17 protein-coding genes are annotated in these 16,655 nt (G+C 61.7%); all 17 read left to right on the forward strand.

Annotation, left to right across the window (positions count from 1 at the left end):
• Nucleotides 1-255, forward strand: coding sequence for an acyl carrier protein (locus AC07W5_RS05050; protein WP_494995505.1), 255 nt, complete (start codon nt 1-3; stop codon nt 253-255).
• On the forward strand, nt 252-797 hold the full coding sequence (locus tag AC07W5_RS05055) for a COG4648 family protein (protein WP_495022897.1): 546 nt from the start codon (nt 252-254) through the stop codon (nt 795-797). Before AC07W5_RS05050 ends, AC07W5_RS05055 begins: the two co-directional genes overlap by 4 nt.
• Nucleotides 794-2,473, forward strand: a complete 1,680-nt coding sequence (locus AC07W5_RS05060) for an ApeI family dehydratase (protein ID WP_495022898.1) — start codon at nt 794-796, stop codon at nt 2,471-2,473. Before AC07W5_RS05055 ends, AC07W5_RS05060 begins: the two co-directional genes overlap by 4 nt.
• Nucleotides 2,466-3,200, forward strand: coding sequence for a glycosyltransferase family 2 protein (locus tag AC07W5_RS05065; protein WP_495022899.1), 735 nt, complete (start codon nt 2,466-2,468; stop codon nt 3,198-3,200). The genes AC07W5_RS05060 and AC07W5_RS05065 overlap by 8 nt, the downstream gene beginning before the upstream one ends.
• A complete protein-coding gene (locus AC07W5_RS05070; RefSeq protein WP_495022900.1) occupies nt 3,197-4,141 on the forward strand; it encodes a lysophospholipid acyltransferase family protein in 945 nt (314 codons plus the stop codon). The genes AC07W5_RS05065 and AC07W5_RS05070 overlap by 4 nt, the downstream gene beginning before the upstream one ends.
• Nucleotides 4,122-5,666, forward strand: coding sequence for an HAL/PAL/TAL family ammonia-lyase (locus AC07W5_RS05075; protein WP_494995500.1), 1,545 nt, complete (start codon nt 4,122-4,124; stop codon nt 5,664-5,666). The genes AC07W5_RS05070 and AC07W5_RS05075 overlap by 20 nt, the downstream gene beginning before the upstream one ends.
• Nucleotides 5,659-6,084 carry an acyl-CoA thioesterase gene (locus AC07W5_RS05080; protein WP_495022901.1) on the forward strand — a complete coding sequence of 142 codons (426 nt, stop codon included), beginning with the start codon at nt 5,659-5,661 and terminating at the stop codon, nt 6,082-6,084. The genes AC07W5_RS05075 and AC07W5_RS05080 overlap by 8 nt, the downstream gene beginning before the upstream one ends.
• Nucleotides 6,085-6,236: 152 nt before the next feature.
• Nucleotides 6,237-6,803, forward strand: a complete 567-nt coding sequence (locus AC07W5_RS05085; RefSeq protein ID WP_494995527.1) for an outer membrane lipoprotein carrier protein LolA — start codon at nt 6,237-6,239, stop codon at nt 6,801-6,803.
• A complete protein-coding gene (locus AC07W5_RS05090) occupies nt 6,787-9,126 on the forward strand; it encodes an MMPL family transporter (RefSeq protein WP_495022902.1) in 2,340 nt (779 codons plus the stop codon). Before AC07W5_RS05085 ends, AC07W5_RS05090 begins: the two co-directional genes overlap by 17 nt.
• Complete coding sequence (locus AC07W5_RS05095; protein WP_495022903.1) at nt 9,123-10,283, forward strand: cation:proton antiporter; 1,161 nt, start codon at nt 9,123-9,125, stop codon at nt 10,281-10,283. The genes AC07W5_RS05090 and AC07W5_RS05095 overlap by 4 nt, the downstream gene beginning before the upstream one ends.
• On the forward strand, nt 10,270-11,517 hold the full coding sequence (locus tag AC07W5_RS05100) for an NAD(P)/FAD-dependent oxidoreductase (RefSeq protein ID WP_495022904.1): 1,248 nt from the start codon (nt 10,270-10,272) through the stop codon (nt 11,515-11,517). The genes AC07W5_RS05095 and AC07W5_RS05100 overlap by 14 nt, the downstream gene beginning before the upstream one ends.
• A complete protein-coding gene (locus AC07W5_RS05105; RefSeq protein ID WP_494995495.1) occupies nt 11,514-12,245 on the forward strand; it encodes a class I SAM-dependent methyltransferase in 732 nt (243 codons plus the stop codon). Before AC07W5_RS05100 ends, AC07W5_RS05105 begins: the two co-directional genes overlap by 4 nt.
• The gene (locus tag AC07W5_RS05110) at nt 12,245-12,730 is read left to right on the forward strand and encodes a hypothetical protein (RefSeq protein WP_494995494.1); all 486 of its coding nucleotides are present in this window, start codon (nt 12,245-12,247) and stop codon (nt 12,728-12,730) included. The genes AC07W5_RS05105 and AC07W5_RS05110 overlap by 1 nt, the downstream gene beginning before the upstream one ends.
• On the forward strand, nt 12,727-13,923 hold the full coding sequence (locus tag AC07W5_RS05115) for a beta-ketoacyl-[acyl-carrier-protein] synthase family protein (RefSeq protein ID WP_495022905.1): 1,197 nt from the start codon (nt 12,727-12,729) through the stop codon (nt 13,921-13,923). Before AC07W5_RS05110 ends, AC07W5_RS05115 begins: the two co-directional genes overlap by 4 nt.
• Nucleotides 13,920-14,384, forward strand: a complete 465-nt coding sequence (locus AC07W5_RS05120; protein WP_495011065.1) for a hotdog family protein — start codon at nt 13,920-13,922, stop codon at nt 14,382-14,384. Before AC07W5_RS05115 ends, AC07W5_RS05120 begins: the two co-directional genes overlap by 4 nt.
• Entirely contained in the window at nt 14,377-15,105 is a 729-nt protein-coding gene (gene fabG / locus AC07W5_RS05125) for a 3-oxoacyl-ACP reductase FabG (RefSeq protein ID WP_494995491.1), read from the forward strand. The genes AC07W5_RS05120 and fabG overlap by 8 nt, the downstream gene beginning before the upstream one ends.
• On the forward strand, nt 15,105-16,331 hold the full coding sequence (locus tag AC07W5_RS05130) for a beta-ketoacyl-ACP synthase (protein WP_495022906.1): 1,227 nt from the start codon (nt 15,105-15,107) through the stop codon (nt 16,329-16,331). The genes fabG and AC07W5_RS05130 overlap by 1 nt, the downstream gene beginning before the upstream one ends.
• Nucleotides 16,332-16,655: the final 324 nt, after the last annotated feature.

A 16,655-nucleotide genomic window follows, 5' to 3' on the forward strand; every position in this document is an offset into this window, starting at 1 on the left:
ATGCAAACTCGTGACGACATTTTCAACACCCTGCGCGATGCCCTGGTCGAACTCTTCGAGCTGGAGCCGGCGCGCATCAGCCTTGACTCCAATCTGTATCAGGACCTGGAAATCGACAGCATCGACGCCGTTGACCTGATTGACCATATCAAACGTCAGACCGGCAAGAAAATCGCCGCCGAAGAGTTCAAGTCGGTGCGCACTGTCAGCGACGTGGTCGAGGCGGTCTACCGTCTGGTTCAACCGGCCGCATGAGCCGTTTGATCGGCCTTGGCCTGCTGCTGGCAGGCCTGCTGTACCCCCTCGCGGTGTATTACGGCATGGAGCATTTCGCGCCGTGGCAGTTCGGTCTGCTGCTGGGTGGCCTGTGGCTGGCCCGCGCGCTGACCGGCAAACGGCGTCCCGGCAGCCTGTGGGTGGCGGTTGTTGCAATGGTTTTTTGTCTGTTGCTGGCGCTGTTCGATAGCCCGCTGTTGCTGCGCTGGTACCCGGTGCTGATCACCAGTTTCATGCTGGCGCTGTTTGGCCTGAGTTTGAAATACGGACCGCCGATGGTTGAACGTCTGGCGCGCTTGAGCGAGCCGGAACTACCGGACAAGGTGATTCGCTATACCCGCCAGGTAACGATTGCCTGGAGTGTGTTTTTTCTCTGTAACGGTATGCTCGCCGCCGCCCTGACCCTCTGGGCGCCGCTGAGTTGGTGGGCGTTGTACACCGGCCTGATCTCCTACGGGTTGATGGGTTTGCTGTTCGCCGTTGAATGGCTATTACGACAACGCGTACGAGGCCGCGCATGAATTGGATAAAACTTGAGCATTTATTGCTCAAGGCTCAGCCTGGGCGCGCCGTCACGGCTGACCCTGGATTGAATCACGTTGAGCTATGCGAGCAGGCGTTAAGCCTCGCTGCCGGCCTGCAAGCCCACGGTGTACAGCGCATTGCCGTGTATCTGGAAGACGCCGGTGAACTGGCGATTGCCTTACTCGGCGCCTGGCGCGCCGGGGTCAGCGTGCTGTTACCCGCTGACCTGCAAGCCCAGACCCGCCAACGCTGGTCCAACGAGGTCGACCTGTGGCTGACCGATCAGGCGGACGACGTAGCGCTCAGCGATCTGTTTCAAGCCCCGTTGCCCGCCGCCGGGCTGGATCTGGGCCGATGCCGCCTGAGCCTGTGCACGTCCGGCTCCAGCGGCGAGCCCAAGCGCATCGAAAAAAACCTGCGGCAACTGGCCAGCGAAGTCCAGGCCCTGGAGCAGCTGTGGGGCGCCGATCTGGGCCAGGCCTGCATCATTGGCAGCGTCGCCACCCAGCATATTTACGGTTTGCTGTTCCGTGTGCTCTGGCCACTGTGTGCCGGACGCCAGTTCGTGCGTAAACAACTGCCGTTCCCCGAAGATCTGCAGCGCGCCAGCCGTGAGCAACCGGCCTTCGCCTGGGTCGCCAGCCCGGCATTGCTCAAGCGCATGGGCGATAACCTTGACTGGCCGGCGCTGAGCGGTGTGCGACGAGTGTTTTCTTCCGGCGGAGCGTTGCCCGCCGAGGCCGCGCAACGCCTGCAGCAACGCTTGCAGCAATGGCCGACGGAAATTTTCGGCAGCTCGGAGACCGGCGGCATTGCCTGGCGTCAGGGCGACAGACTCTGGCAGCCGTTCGCCGATGTACAGCTGAGCCAGGACAGCGACGGCGCGCTGCGCATTGCTTCGCCGTACCTGCCCGCAGGTCATGTCGAGCAGACCTCTGATGCCGCGCGAATCGCCGCCGACGGGCGCTTCGAACTGCTTGGGCGATTGGACCGGATCGTCAAACTGGAAGAAAAACGTATCTCACTGCCAATGCTCGAACAGGCACTGGTCAACCACGAATGGGTCGCCGAAGCGCGTCTCGGTGTGGTTCAGGAAAACCGCGCGTTCCTTGGCGCCCTGTTGGTGCTGAGCGAACAAGGCCTGCATGCCCTGCGCAATCAGGGTCGACGCACCCTGACCCAGGAGCTGCGTCAACACCTGCACCAGCATTGCGAGGCCCTGGCCTTGCCACGGCGTTGGCGCTTGTTGCGACAACTGCCGCTGAACGCCCAAGGCAAACTGCCGCAATCCGAGGTCGAGGCGCTGCTACTGGCCCCGCGCCCGAAAACGCCGGAAGTGCTGGAGCAAGTCGAGGCCCAGGGCGAGTGGAGCCTGCAACTGGCAGTCCCGCCGGACCTGGCCTGTTTCAGCGGCCATTTCCCGCAAACGCCGGTGTTGCCGGGCGTGGTGCAAATCGATTGGGCGCTGAGCCTGGGTCAGCAGTTACTGCCGCTGCCGGGAAAATTCGCGGGGATGGAGGTGTTGAAGTTCCAGCAACTGGTCCGCCCAGGCGACCAGGTTCAGCTGCATCTGCGGTTCGACAGTGAGCGCGGCAAGCTGTATTTCGCTTATCGCAACGACACCGCGACCTGCTCCAGCGGCAGGATCCTGTTGGAGGCGGCACATGCATAACCCCTGCGCCATCATCCCGGTCTACAACCACGAAACCACTGTCCCTGCGGTGGTCGAGGCCCTGCTCGCCAACGGTCTGCCGTGCGTGTTGGTGGACGACGCAAGCAGCCCCGCCTGCGCAGCCGTGCTGGAGCAACTCTCCAGGCGCGACCAGATCTTCCTGGTCAAATTCACCGTCAACCAAGGCAAGGGCGCGGCGGTCATGGCCGGCTTTCGTGAAGCTTCGCGCCTGGGCTTCAGTCACGCCCTGCAAGTGGACGCCGATGGCCAACACGACCTGCACGATATCGAGACCTTCATCGACGCGTCACGCACGCACCCGCAAGCGCTGATTTGCGGATACCCGCAATACGACTCCAGTGTGCCAAAGGTCCGGTTATACGCACGTTACCTGACTCACATCTGCGTCTGGATCAACACCCTGTCGTTTCAGATTGTCGATTCCATGTGCGGTTTTCGCGTCTACCCATTGCCGCCGACGCTGGCCCTCATCAACTCGGTGAAGATCGGCAAGCGCATGGACTTCGACTCGGACATCATCGTGCGGCTGGCCTGGCGTAATCAGCCGATGCATTGGCTGCAAACCAAAGTCCATTACCCGCAGGACGGGATCTCGCATTTCCGTCTGTTCCACGACAACGCGTTGATCACGAGCATGCACACCCGGTTGTTCTTCGGGATGTTGTTGCGCGCGCCGATGATCCTTTGGCGACGGTGGCGGGCATGAGTATCACCCCCCACAAAGAGCACTGGGCCGAGCACAAGGAGCGCGGCAGTTTCTGGCTGATGAAGCTCTTCGCGTTCAGCGTCAAAGTGCTGGGTCGTCGGGTGTTGAGCCCCGTGCTGCACGGTATCGTTTTGTACTTTTTCCTATTCGGTCGCAGCGCCCGGCAAAGCGCGTGGCAATACCAGCAACGCCTCGCCGACTGGAGTGGACGCACCGAATTGCGTCCAACCCACTCGCGGGTGTTCGGCCAGTTCATGGCCTTCACCGACTCCTTGCTCGACAAGCTCGACGTGTGGAACCGGAAGCTGCGCATCGAGCAAATCGAAATCGTCGACCCGGCGCTGCTGCGCAACCAGTTGCGCGGTGAGCGCGGGCAAATGCTGGTGGGCGCCCACCTGGGCAACCTTGAGGTTTGTCGCGCTCTGGCCGAATTAGGCGGGAAAGTGACGATGAACGTGCTGGTACACACCAAGCACGCTGAACGCTTCAACCGTCTGCTTGGCGAAGCCGGCGCTACCCATCTGCGGCTGATTCAGGTCAGCGAGCTGAACCCGGTGATCATGCTGCAACTTAACCAGCGGCTGGATCGCGGCGAGTGGCTGGCGATTGCCGGCGACCGCGTCCCATTACATGGCGGGCGCACTGTGCGAGTGGACTTCCTGGGTCATCCGGCAGCCTTTGCGCAAGGTCCGTGGCTGTTGGCCGGGCTGCTCAAGTGCCAGGTCAATCTGTTGTTTTGTCTCAAGAACAATGGGCGCTATCGGATAATCCTCGAGCCTTTCGCCGACGCCATACTGTGGAAACGCAGCGACCGCGAGCAAGTCATCGCCGGGTGGACTGCACGCTACGCCGAACGCCTGGGGCATTACTGCCTCGAAGCACCCCAACAATGGTTCAATTTTTACCCTTACTGGAAGACCGATGACGATGCATCCGCTTGAGCCGGTAACCTTCGGCGAACTCCCTTTGCGCATCGAAGACGTGCTGGCCCTGGCCAACCGTCAGGTGCCGACGCAGTTGCAAAGCGACCCTGAGTTCCGTCAGCGCATTGCCAAGGGCGCGCAGTTCCTCGACTCCTTGCTGGACAAGGAAGGCGTGATCTACGGCGTCACCACTGGCTATGGCGATTCCTGCGTGGTCGCGGTGCCGTTGCACCACGTCGAGGCGTTGCCCCGTCATCTGTACACCTTCCACGGCTGCGGCCTGGGCAAAATGCTCGATGCTCAGGCCACTCGCGCAGTGCTGGCGGCACGTCTGCAGTCGCTGTGCCACGGTGTGTCCGGGGTTCGCGTGGAGCTGCTGGAACGTCTGCAAGCCTTCATCGATCAAGACATTCTGCCGCTGATTCCCGAAGAGGGTTCAGTGGGCGCCAGCGGTGATCTGACGCCGCTGTCTTATGTGGCCGCGACCTTGTCCGGCGAGCGTGAAGTGATGTTCCGAGGTGCACGCCGACAAGCCGCCGACGTACACCACGAACTCGGCTGGACCCCGTTGGTGCTGCGCCCCAAAGAAGCCCTGGCGCTGATGAACGGTACTGCCGTAATGACCGGCCTCGCCTGTCTGGCCTTCGCCCGTGCCGACTACCTGCTGCAACTGGCCACGCGCATCACCGCGCTGAACGTGGTTGCGCTGCAAGGTAATCCGGAGCATTTCGACGAACGTCTGTTCGCCGCCAAACCGCACCCGGGGCAAATGCAGGTCGCCGCCTGGTTGCGCAAGGATCTGGCAATCGACGCGCCAACCGCGCCGCTGCATCGCCTGCAAGATCGCTACTCACTGCGCTGCGCACCCCACGTGCTCGGTGTGTTGGCCGACAGCCTGAACTGGCTGCGCTCGTTCATTGAAATCGAGCTCAACAGCGCCAATGACAATCCGATCATCGACGCTGAAGCCGAACGTGTGCTGCATGGTGGGCATTTCTACGGTGGGCATATCGCCTTCGCCATGGACAGTCTGAAAACCCTGGTGGCCAATGTCGCCGACCTGCTGGACCGACAACTCGCGCTGCTGGTGGACGTGCGTTACAACCACGGCTTACCGAGTAACCTGTCCGGCGCCAGCGCCGAGCGGGCGATGCTCAATCACGGCTTCAAAGCGGTGCAGATCGGCAGCAGCGCCTGGACTGCCGAAGCGCTGAAAAACACCATGCCGGCCAGCGTGTTCTCGCGCTCCACCGAATGCCATAACCAGGACAAAGTCAGCATGGGCACCATCGCCGCCCGCGACGCGATCCGTGTACTGGAGCTGACCGAACAAGTCGCCGCCGCCACCCTCCTGGCCGCCAACCAAGGCGTCTGGCTGCGCAGCCAGGCTGAAGATGCGCGACCATTGCCGCCGGCTCTGGCCCAGATGCACATCGATCTGGCCAAGGACTTCCCGCCGGTTATCGAGGACCGCGCGCTGGAAGCCGAACTGCGTCTGTGCCTGCAACGTATCGCCGAACAACACTGGAGGCTGCATGCGTAGCAAGGGAGTGATTCACGTCGATACGGAAATCCTCGTACCGTTCTTCGACATCGACACGATGGACGTGGTCTGGCACGGCCATTACGTCAAATACCTGGAAGTTGCCCGCTGCGCCCTGCTGGACAAAATCGGCCACAACTACACGCAAATGAAAGAGTCCGGCTACGCGTGGCCGGTGATCGACCTGCAACTGCGCTACGTGCGTGGCGCCATTTTCGGCCAGAAGCTCAACGTGCGCGCCAGCCTCGTGGAGTGGGAAAACCGCCTGAAGATCAACTACCTGATCAGCGACCTCGAAAGCGCCGAACGTCTGACCCGAGGCAGCTCCGTGCAGGTTGCAGTGGACATGGCCAGCAGCGAAATGCAGCTGGCATCGCCGCGAGTGTTTATCGATGCGGTTGAAAGGGTGCTGCCATGAGCCTGTTTGGGTACACGCGCCTTCGTAGCAGCTGGCGAAGCCTGCGTTCGGCTGCGCAGCAGTCGCAATCCGGGACTCAGGTTTTACGACCGCTTCGCGGCCGAACGCAGCCTGGCGGCAGCTGCTACGGGAAGTGGGTGAGTTTGCTGCTAATGCTTGGCCTGTCATCGCAGGCCTTCGCCTTTGACCTGCAACAACTCAGCGATCAGCTGGCCAGGCCCGAGGTTATCCACGGCAGCTTCATTCAGGAAAAACACCTGCGTGCCCTGCCGCAGCCGCTGACCAGCAAAGGCACTTTCGTCCTGGCCAAGGATCACGGTTTGCTCTGGCTGCTCAAGACTCCGCTGCAACAGGACTATCGCATCAGCGCCAAAGGCATTGCCCGGCGCAATGACAACGGCTGGCAAATGCTGCCGAACAAGAGCGCCGGCGCCGAGCAGAACCGTATCTTCCTCGCCGTGCTGCAGGGCGACAGCAGTGGCCTGCAACGGGACTTCGACTTGCAACTGCAAGGCGACGCCCAGCAATGGAAGTTGACGCTGACGCCGCGCTCCATGCTGCTCAAGCAAGTCTTCACCCGGATCAACATCGACGGCGGCACGCTGGTGCAACGTATCGAGTTGCTGGAAACCCAGGGCGACAGCACCATATTGCGCATGCAGGACACCACCCGCTTCAAACCTCTGAGCGAGGCGGAGCAACATGACTTTGCCGAGTGAACGCTGGTTGCCCCGACTGTTCCTGATCCTGCTGGTGGCCGTATTGGTCCTGGCCGGCTGGCAATGGCGCGGCGCTGCACCGCTGTCCGCCAACCTGATGGAACTGGTACCGGGCACTGCGCCGGATGCACTGGAGCTGCGCGCCGAACAACGCATGCAAGAGCCGCTGAACCGCGAAATGCTGGTATTGGTTGGCCACACCGATCGCCAGCAGGCCATCGCCATGGCTCAGCAATTGGGCGAGCGCTGGCAGGCCAGCGGCTTGTTCGAGAAGGTCCAGTGGAATCTGCAAGCCGACTTGCCGGCGCTGCGCTCGCAGCTGCTGCGAGGGCGAGTGGCGATGCTCTCGGCGGCAGATCGGCAACAGCTGATCGAGCAGCCGCAGGCGTTTATCCAACAACGCGTACAAGCGTTGTTCGACCCCTTTACCGGATTCAGTCTGGTGCCGAGCCAGGATGACTGGCTGGGTTTGACCGGGCGTATTCAGAACAGCCAGCCGCAGAGCGGCGCGGTGCAACTGGATATTGGCAGCGGCGCGTTGATCGCCGATGCCGACGGCAAAAGTTGGGTGCTGTTGCGGGCTCGCACTCAGGGCAACGCTTTCGACATGCACTTGCCGCTGCAAGTGGCCGAGCTACTGAAACACAGTCGCGAACAAGCAGCACAGGCCAACGTGCAATTGCTCGCCGCCAGCGGCCTGCTATACGCGGCCAACGGCCAGCAACAGGCGACCCGCGAGATCACCTGGGTCGGCGGCGGTGCCACCGTCGGCATTCTATTGTTGCTGCTGCTAGCCTTCCGCCGCTTTCGCGTGCTGCTGGCCTTCGTTCCGGTGCTGGTGGGCATGCTGTTTGGCGCCGTGGCTTGCGTGGCGCTGTTCGGCCATATGCATGTGATAACGCTGGTGTTGGGTTCGAGCCTGATCGGCGTGGCGGTGGATTACCCGCTGCATTACCTGTCCAAGAGCTGGAGTCTGAAGCCGTGGCACAGTTGGCCGGCGTTGCGCCTGACGCTGTCGGGGTTGACCCTGAGCCTGGCCACCAGTTGCATCGGCTATCTGGCGCTGGCCTGGACGCCGTTCCCGGCATTGACCCAGATCGCGGTGTTCTCCGCCGCCGGTTTGCTCGGCGCTTATCTGTCTGCCGTGTGCTTGCTGCCAGCAATGCTCAAGGGCACCGATCTGCGCCCGGCGCAGTGGCCGCTGCAAGTCGCACAATGGCTGGTGAACGCGCGCCAGGCCTTGTTGAGTCGGGTTCGCAGCCCGGTTCTGCTGGGGTTGCTGGTGTTGTTCTGTGCCGGCGGACTGTGGCAACTCACGACCAGAAACGATATCCGCCAATGGATCAGCACACCGCCAGAACTGATGAACGAAGCTCAGGTGATTGCGCGGATAACCGGTTATCAACCTACCAGCCAGTTCTTCCTGGTGCGGGCGGCCGATCAGCAACAACTGCTTGAGCGTTCGAGCGCCCTGAGCCAGCGTCTGGATCAACTGATCAACCTGGAAAAACTCCAGGGCTACCTGTCACTCAATCAACTGGTCAGCCAACCCAGCGAACAACAACGGGTTCGCGAAGCGCTGAACAAACTGCCGCAATTCTGGCAGCCGCTGCTCGACCTCGGCATACCGGCCAGCGCCCTGCAAGCCGAACTGACGCAGTTGCAGACGCTCCCCACCCAAGACATCGACGCAGCCCTGAGCGGACCGCTGGCCGAGCCGTGGCGCCCGCTGTGGCTGGGAGCCACCAGCGATGGCGTGGCCGGGATGGTCAGCCTGCAAGGGTTGAATAACGCGCAGTTGCTGCGGGTTCAGGCGCTGGATTTACCCGGCGTGCAATTAGTCGATCGACTGGGGGACCTGAACAAAGTCTTCGCCGCGACCCAGATCAGCGCCGCTGAATTGAAGTTGATGTCTTGCATCCTGATTGTGCTGCTGCTGATCCTGCCGTTTGGCTTGGGCGGTGCGCTACGGATCGTCGCACTACCGCTGCTGGCCGCGCTGTGCAGCCTGGCCAGCCTCGGTTGGCTGGGGCAGCCGCTGACATTGTTCAGCCTGTTCGGCCTGCTGCTGGTGACGGCCATCAGTGTCGACTACGCGATTCTCATGCGTGAGCAAATTGGCGGCGCGGCGGTAAGCCTGCTCGGCACCCTGCTGGCGGCAGCGACCACCTGGCTGTCGTTCGGCCTGCTGGCGATTTCCAGCACGCCGGCGGTGAGCAACTTTGGCTTGTCGGTGAGCCTGGGTCTTGCCTTCAGCTTCATCCTCGCGCCATGGGCCAGGCATCATGCCCACGCCACACCCGTCGCGGAGCCGGCAGCATGATGGTCGCGTTGTTCTGGCTGCTGGCCTTGGCGCTGTTCGCCGTGGCGACCCGTGTGGGTCGTCATTACGGTTTGATCCCGATCGTCAGCCAGTTGCTGCTGGCGACTTTCGGCCTGCCGCTGCTGATGCTGTTGTGGATCGAACCGCACTGGCAGCTGAGCGGCGCCGAACTGGTGTCGCCGGGCTGGTTGAAAAACCTCTACAGCCTGAGTTTCGCACTGCTACTGGGGCATATCCTCAGCGACGTGATCGACCTGCGGCTGGATCGTCAAAGCCTGAAAATCGCCCTGCCGAGTTTCTGCATTCCGTTTGCCTGCGGACTTGCCACTGCCTTCTGGATGTTGCCGAGCCAGCCGTGGCTGAGCTCACTGGCGGTGGGCTTGCTGTTCGCGATCACTGCGATTCCGGTGCTCTATCTGTACCTGCGACACATTGACTATCCGCCGGCGGCAACCCGCCGGCTGGTGCAAACCGCGATCCTGATCGACCTGACTTGCTGGAGCCTGTTCGCCATTGCCCAAGGCAGCTTGCACCTCAGTAGCTTACTGCTGCCGCTGGCCGGCGCCTGCCTGCCGATATTGTTGCGTGTATTGGGTATGCGTCAGCCGATGCTCCACAGCCTGGGCTTCTTCGGGCTGTTGGTGGTCGCCGAACACTACAAGCTCAACGCGCTGATTTTCGGCATCAGCTATCTGTTGTGCATGGCCGTCCTCAAGCTGCCACTGGTGCTGCCGTTAAAGGCTGCCTGGATGAGTCATATACAGACCCATATCGCGATTCCGCTGATCCTGACTTTCGGCATTGTCCAGATCAACGTACACAGCGTCATGGATAGCCTCAGCCGGGTTCAGCTTGGTGCATTGCTGGTCTTGCCGATCCTCAGCAAGCTGCTGGGCAATTGGCTCGGTCTGGGCTGGGCCGGCTCCTCCTTTGCCGGCGCCAGTCGCTGGCGGGAAAGCTTGCTGCTGAATATTCGCGGGTTGAGCGAAATCGTCTTTCTCAACCTGCTGCTGCAACAACAGCTGATCAGCCCGGCACTGTACTTCGCGCTGATGCTGATGGGCTTGATCGCAACGTTGCTACCGGCACTTGCCGGTATCCGCCGCATTCCTTCACACGCCGCCGTTTTGGCAAGGAGCCCCAGTGCCAACAGTTGAAATGGAACGTCGCCAGGTTGTGGTGATTGGAGCCGGCCCATCCGGTGCGATCGCGGCCGCACTGCTCAAGCGTAAAGGCCACGATGTATTGATTATCGAACGTCAGCACTTTCCACGATTTTCCATCGGCGAAAGTCTGTTGTCCCATTGCCTGGATTTCGTCGAAGAAGCCGGCATGCTCGACGCCGTGAAGGCCGCCGGTTTTCAGATGAAGAACGGTGCAGCCTTCGCCTGGGGCGAGCGCTACAGCGTCTTCGATTTCGGCGACACCTTCAGCAACGGCAAGCCAACCACCTTTCAAGTCCAGCGCGCCGATTTCGACAAGCTGCTGGCCGATCAGGCCGAGTTGCAGGGCGTGGACATCCGCTACGGCGAAGAGATCATCGATGTCGACTTCAACCTGCCCAAACCGCAGTTGAGCGCTCGTCGCGAAGACGGCAGCGAGTACCGCGTCGAGGCCGACTTCGTGCTCGATGCCAGCGGATACGGTCGTGTGTTGCCGCGCTTGCTGGACCTGGAAGCACCGTCGAATTTTCCGGTGCGTCAGGCGCTGTTCACTCACGTTGAAGACCGTATCGACAGCCCGCGTTTCGAACGCGAGAAAATCCTTGTCACCACCCACCCGATCCATCGCGATATCTGGTTCTGGACCATCCCGTTCAGCAACGGTCGCTGCTCGGTGGGCGTGGTCGCGGCAAAGGAGCATTTTGAAAGCGGCTCCAGCGATCTGGATGCGTGCCTGCGCGGCTTTATCGCTCAAACCCCAAGCCTGCAAAGCGTGCTGCAGAACGCGGTGTGGGACACCGAGGCCAGGACCATCGGCGGCTATTCGGCCAACGTCAAAACCCTGCACGGGCCGGGCTTCGCCTTGCTCGGCAACGCAGCGGAGTTCCTCGACCCGGTGTTCTCCTCCGGCGTAACCATCGCCATGCGTTCGGCGAGCATGGCCGCCGGGTTGCTGCATCGCCAATTGCAGGGCGACAACGTCGACTGGCAGAGTGAGTTTGCGCGACCCTTGAAGCGTGGCGTGGATACTTTCCGCTGCTACGTCGAAGGCTGGTACGCCGGGACCTTCCAGGATGTGATTTTCCACCCCGGCAGCTCGTCGGAGATTCGCCGTATGATCAGTTCGATCCTCGCCGGCTATGCGTGGGATGAACGCAACCCGTTCGTCAGCGAACCCAAACGCCGACTGCGGATGCTGTCTGAAATCTGCGCGAGTGACATAACATGACCCGTCAATACTTCAGCGACAACTACGTCGAAGAAACCCGTTTCGGCCTCTGGTTCCTGCGCAGCCACACCTGGCAATACCGTGTGCTGCGGGTGGCAATCAACGATTTGCGCAAACTGTTCAGCGATGAGTTGCCGAGCAATCCGGTGCTGCTGGATGCCGGTTGCGGCCAGGGCAAGTCATTCCAGTACCTGTGTCAGGTGTTCGCTCCACAACGTCTGATCGGACTGGATGCCGACCCCCACAGCCTGACCGTGAGCGCGCAAGAGGCCCGTCGCCAGAACATCAACGTCGAGCTGATCGGCAGTGACTGCGCGACCCTTGCGGTGCCGGACGCCAGCGTCGATCTGCTGTTTTGCCACCAGACCTTTCACCACTTGGTGGAACAGGAACAAGCCCTCGCCCAGTTCTATCGGGTGCTCAAGCCTGGCGGCTATCTGCTGTTCGCCGAGTCCACCGAAGCCTACATCGACACCTGGGTGATCCGCTGGTTGTTCCGCCATCCGATGCATGTACAAAAGAGCGCCCAACAGTACCTGCAGATGATCCGCGATCAAGGTTTTGAATTCAGCGCGCAAAACGTGTCTTACCCTTATCTGTGGTGGAGCCGTTCAAAGGATTTCGGCCTGCTGGAACTCCTTGGCCTGCGCCGTCCAAAACCCTTCGGCCAACGGGAAGAAACACTGGTCAACGTGGTCGCGCGCAAACCCCTTGAAGGTAAGGTCTGATGATTCGCCCCCTGCTCTTGAGCTGTGTCCTGTTGCTGAGCGCCTGCGCCAGCCAGGCGCCGCTGCCCGAGAGAAACCCGAACCTGCCATTGCCGCTGCAATTGCACATCGAACGCCAGCAAGCCGAGCAACGCCAGGACTGGCTGCTGGTGATTCAGCGTGAAGGGCAAAGCCTGCGCTGGTCGCTGATCGATCCGCTGGGGATCCCGCTGGCCCGTCAGCGGCTGATTGACGGCACCTGGCAGGCCGACGGCTTGCTGCCACCCAACCCCGAAGCCCGCGAGCTGTTTGCCGCGCTGTTGTTTGCCTTGACGCCTGCGGGCGAACTGCTGGGCAACTATCCAACGGCGCAGCAACAAGGTTCGCAGCGCTCCCTCGGCCCACGTTGGAACATTCGCTATCAACAGCCTTTGGACTTTAAGCTGAACCTGCCTCAAAGCCTGCACTATCACATCACCCCGCTGACCGCCGAGACTGCGCCATGACGGCTTATTTGAATGCCCTCGGGCTGATCTGCGGTTTAGGCCGCAACAAGCACGAAGTCGCCCGTAACCTGTTTGCCGGCGACTGCTCGGGCATGCGTGTCGAAGCCGGCTGGGTACCTGATCGTGCGTTGCCCGTGGCGGCGGTACAGGGCGAGCTGGCGAGTATTCCCGCCGAACTGAACCAGCAAAGCAGCCGTAATAACCGGTTGTTGCTGGAAGCCGCGCTGCAAATTCGTGATGACATCGACCTGGCGATTCAGACCTATGGCCGTGGTCGCATCGGCATCGTCCTGGGCACCAGCACCTCGGGCATCGAAGAGGGCAGTCGCGCTATCGCCAGCTACGTACGCGACCGGCAGTTCCCCGCCGACTACGACTATCAGCAACAGGAACTCAGCTCCCCGGCGAGCTTCCTCGCGGACTGGCTGCAACTGAGCGGCCCGGCCTATGTGATTTCCACCGCCTGCACTTCCAGCGCCCGCGCCTTGATGAGCGCTCAACGGCTATTGGACCTGGGCCTGTGCGACGCGGTGCTATGCGGTGGTGCCGACAGTTTGTGCAAGCTGACGCTCAACGGTTTCTCGGCGCTGGAAGCCGTATCCGGGCAGCGCTGCAATCCGTTTTCAGTCAATCGCAACGGCATCAATATTGGCGAAGCGGCGGTGCTGTTCCTGATGAGTAAAAGCGCCGGCGACAGCCAGCCCATTGCGTTGCTTGGCGGCGGTGCCAGTTCAGATGCGCACCATATTTCCGCGCCCGAACCGAGCGGTCTGGGCGCCCTGCAAGCCATGGGTAAAGCCTTGAGCAACGCACGCTTGCAGCCCGAGCAAATCGGTTACCTGAACCTGCACGGCACGGCAACGCAGCATAACGACGCCATGGAAAGCCTGGCGGTCGCGGCGCTGTTCCCGGGCGGCGTGCGCTGCTCCTCGACCAAACCCATGAGCGGCCACACCCTCGGCGCGGCCGGGGCGCTGGAGGCTGCCTTCTGCTGGTTGAGCCTGTCCGCCGACAACACCAGGCACGCCTTGCCGCCGCACGTCTGGGACGGCCAGGCCGATCCCGAATTGCCGGCACTGAGCTGGGTGACGACCGCCGATCGCCTCGACCAGACCACACCGCGCTACCTGATGAGCAACTCCTTTGCCTTCGGTGGCAATAACGTCAGCCTGATTATCGGAGACGCCCCATGATTGACTGGCCGCTCGCCGAACTGATTCCCCACGCTGGCGACATGATTCTGATCGATCAAGTCCTGTCGTTCGATGAAGAGCAAATCCACACCCGCCTTACCGTCAAACCCGGTGGTTTGTTCAACCAGACAGACGCCAGCCTGCCAGCCTGGGTCGGCGTCGAGCTGATGGCCCAGAGCGTCGCCGCCTTTGCCGGTTGTCGCGCGCGCCTGCAAGGCAACGCCGTCGAGCTTGGATTTCTGCTCGGTACGCGTAAATTTGAATGCAATGTGGAACGCTTCCCTGTCGGCACCGAACTGACCATCCACGCCTTGCGCACACTGGAGGACGACAACGGCATGGGCGTATTCGAATGCCACATCAATGCACCCGGTATCCATGCCACGGCGCGCCTGAATGTGTTCTGCCCGCCTAAGCCGGCTCACTATCTTCACGAATCTCGGGAGTCCAGTCATGACTGAATCCGTACTGGTCACCGGCTCCAGCCGTGGTATCGGCCGCGCCATTGCTTTACGTCTGGCCCAGGCTGGCCATGATCTGGTGCTGCATTGCCGCAGCGGCCTCAGCCACGCCGAAGCGGTGCAGGCCGAAGTCCAGGCGCTGGGGCGCAATGCACGCATCCTGCAATTCGACGTGTCCGAGCGCGCCACCTGCAAAGCGATTCTTGAGGCCGACGTCGAAGCCCATGGCGCCTATTATGGAGTAGTGCTCAACGCCGGCCTGACCCGCGACGGCGCTTTCCCGGCGCTGAGCGAGGAAGACTGGGACGTGGTGATGCGCACCAATCTCGACGGTTTCTACAACGTGCTGCACCCGCTGATGATGCCGATGATTCGTCGTCGCGCCGCCGGGCGGATTGTCTGCATCACCTCCGTTTCCGGGCTGATCGGCAATCGCGGGCAGGTCAATTACAGCGCATCCAAGGCAGGCTTGATCGGTGCCGCCAAGGCTTTGGCCATCGAACTGGGCAAGCGCAAGATCACCGTCAACTGTGTGGCACCGGGTTTGATCGACACGGCCATGCTCGACGAAAACGTACCGGTCGAAGAGCTGATGAAAATGATCCCCGCGCAACGCATGGGTACGCCTGAAGAGGTCGCCGGCGCGGTGAATTTCCTGATGTCTGCGGAAGCGGCTTATATCACCCGGCAGGTTCTGGCCGTCAATGGAGGCCTGTGCTGATGAAGCGCGTCGTCGTCACCGGCATGGCCGGCATCACCTCATTGGGCAGAGATTGGGAAACCATCGCCGCCAACTTCCGCGCCAACCGCAGCGGCATTCGGCGCATGGATGAGTGGGATCGCTTTATTGAATTGAACACCCGACTGGCCGGGCCGATCGATGACTTCAAGGTGCCCGCCCATTGGACTCGCAAGCAATTGCGCAGCATGGGCCGGGTTTCGCGTCTGGCGGTCGCCGCGGCAGAGCAAGCCCTGGCCGATGCCGGGCTGCTGGGCGATGCTTCGATCAAGGACGGCCGCATGGGCGTGTCCTGTGGCTCGTCCACCGGCAGCACCGACGAGATCAAAGCATTCAGCAAGATGCTGCTGAACTCGATGGCAGAGGGCCTCAACGCCAACTCCTACGTGCGCATGATGCCCCACACCACGGCGGCGAATATCAGCATCTTCTTCGGCCTCACCGGCCGGTTGATCCCCACGTCCAGCGCCTGTACCAGCGGCAGCCAGGGCATCGGTTATGCCTATGAATCGATCAAATTCGGACGTTTGCCGCTGATGCTCGCTGGAGGCGCCGAAGAGCTGTGCCCGACCGAAGCCATGGTCTTCGACGCGCTCTACGCCACCAGCCTGAAAAACGATGCGCCACACACCAGCCCGCGTCCTTATGACAGCGGCCGCGATGGCCTGGTGATCGGTGAAGGTGGCGGCATGCTGGTGCTCGAAGAACTGGAACACGCCTTGGCTCGCGGTGCACACATACACGCAGAGATCGTCGGTTTCGGCTGCAACGCCGACGGCCTGCACGCCACCCGTCCCGAGCGAACCACAATGCGCCGGGCCATGGAGCTGGCGCTGGAAGATGCCGGGCTTGCGCCATCCGACATCGGCTACGTGAACGGTCACGGCACCGCCACCGAACAGGGCGACATCGCCGAAACCCTGGCCACCAGCAGCCTGTTCGGCAGCCACATGCCCATCAGTTCGCAGAAAAGCTTCCTGGGTCACACCCTCGGCGCCTGTGGGGCGCTGGAGTCGTGGTTCAGCATCGAGATGATGAACCGCGACCTGTACGTGCACACCCTCAACCTCGATGACATCGACCCGCGATGCGGCGCGCTGGATTACCTGCGCGGCGAGTTCCGGCAGATGAGCAACCAGCACGTGATGAACAACAACTTTGCCTTTGGCGGCGTCAACACCTCGCTGATCTTCCGCCGTTGGCAGTAACTACGATCTTTTAAGGCCGGCAAGGTACTGATCGTTCCCACGCGCAGCAAAGGAATGCAGCCCGTGACGCTGCGCGTCACAATCCGGAGCGGACGCAGAGCGTCCAATGAGGCATTCCCACGCAGAGCGTGGGAACGATCAATGCCTGGCGCACAACGACAAAGGGCGCCTCTCGGCGCCCCATTCACAAACAGGCTGGCGTGTCATCGCCCCATGCCTGTCTGGCTCTGCGATGGCTGGTTACCCAGGATCCTCAGAGTCTCACAAGCCCCTTTCGGGAACGCGGCCAGTATTGCCCAAACCTTCGCGGCGGTCATTCTTTCT

The organism is Pseudomonas sp. GW821-FHT01E05 (assembly GCF_059422425.1).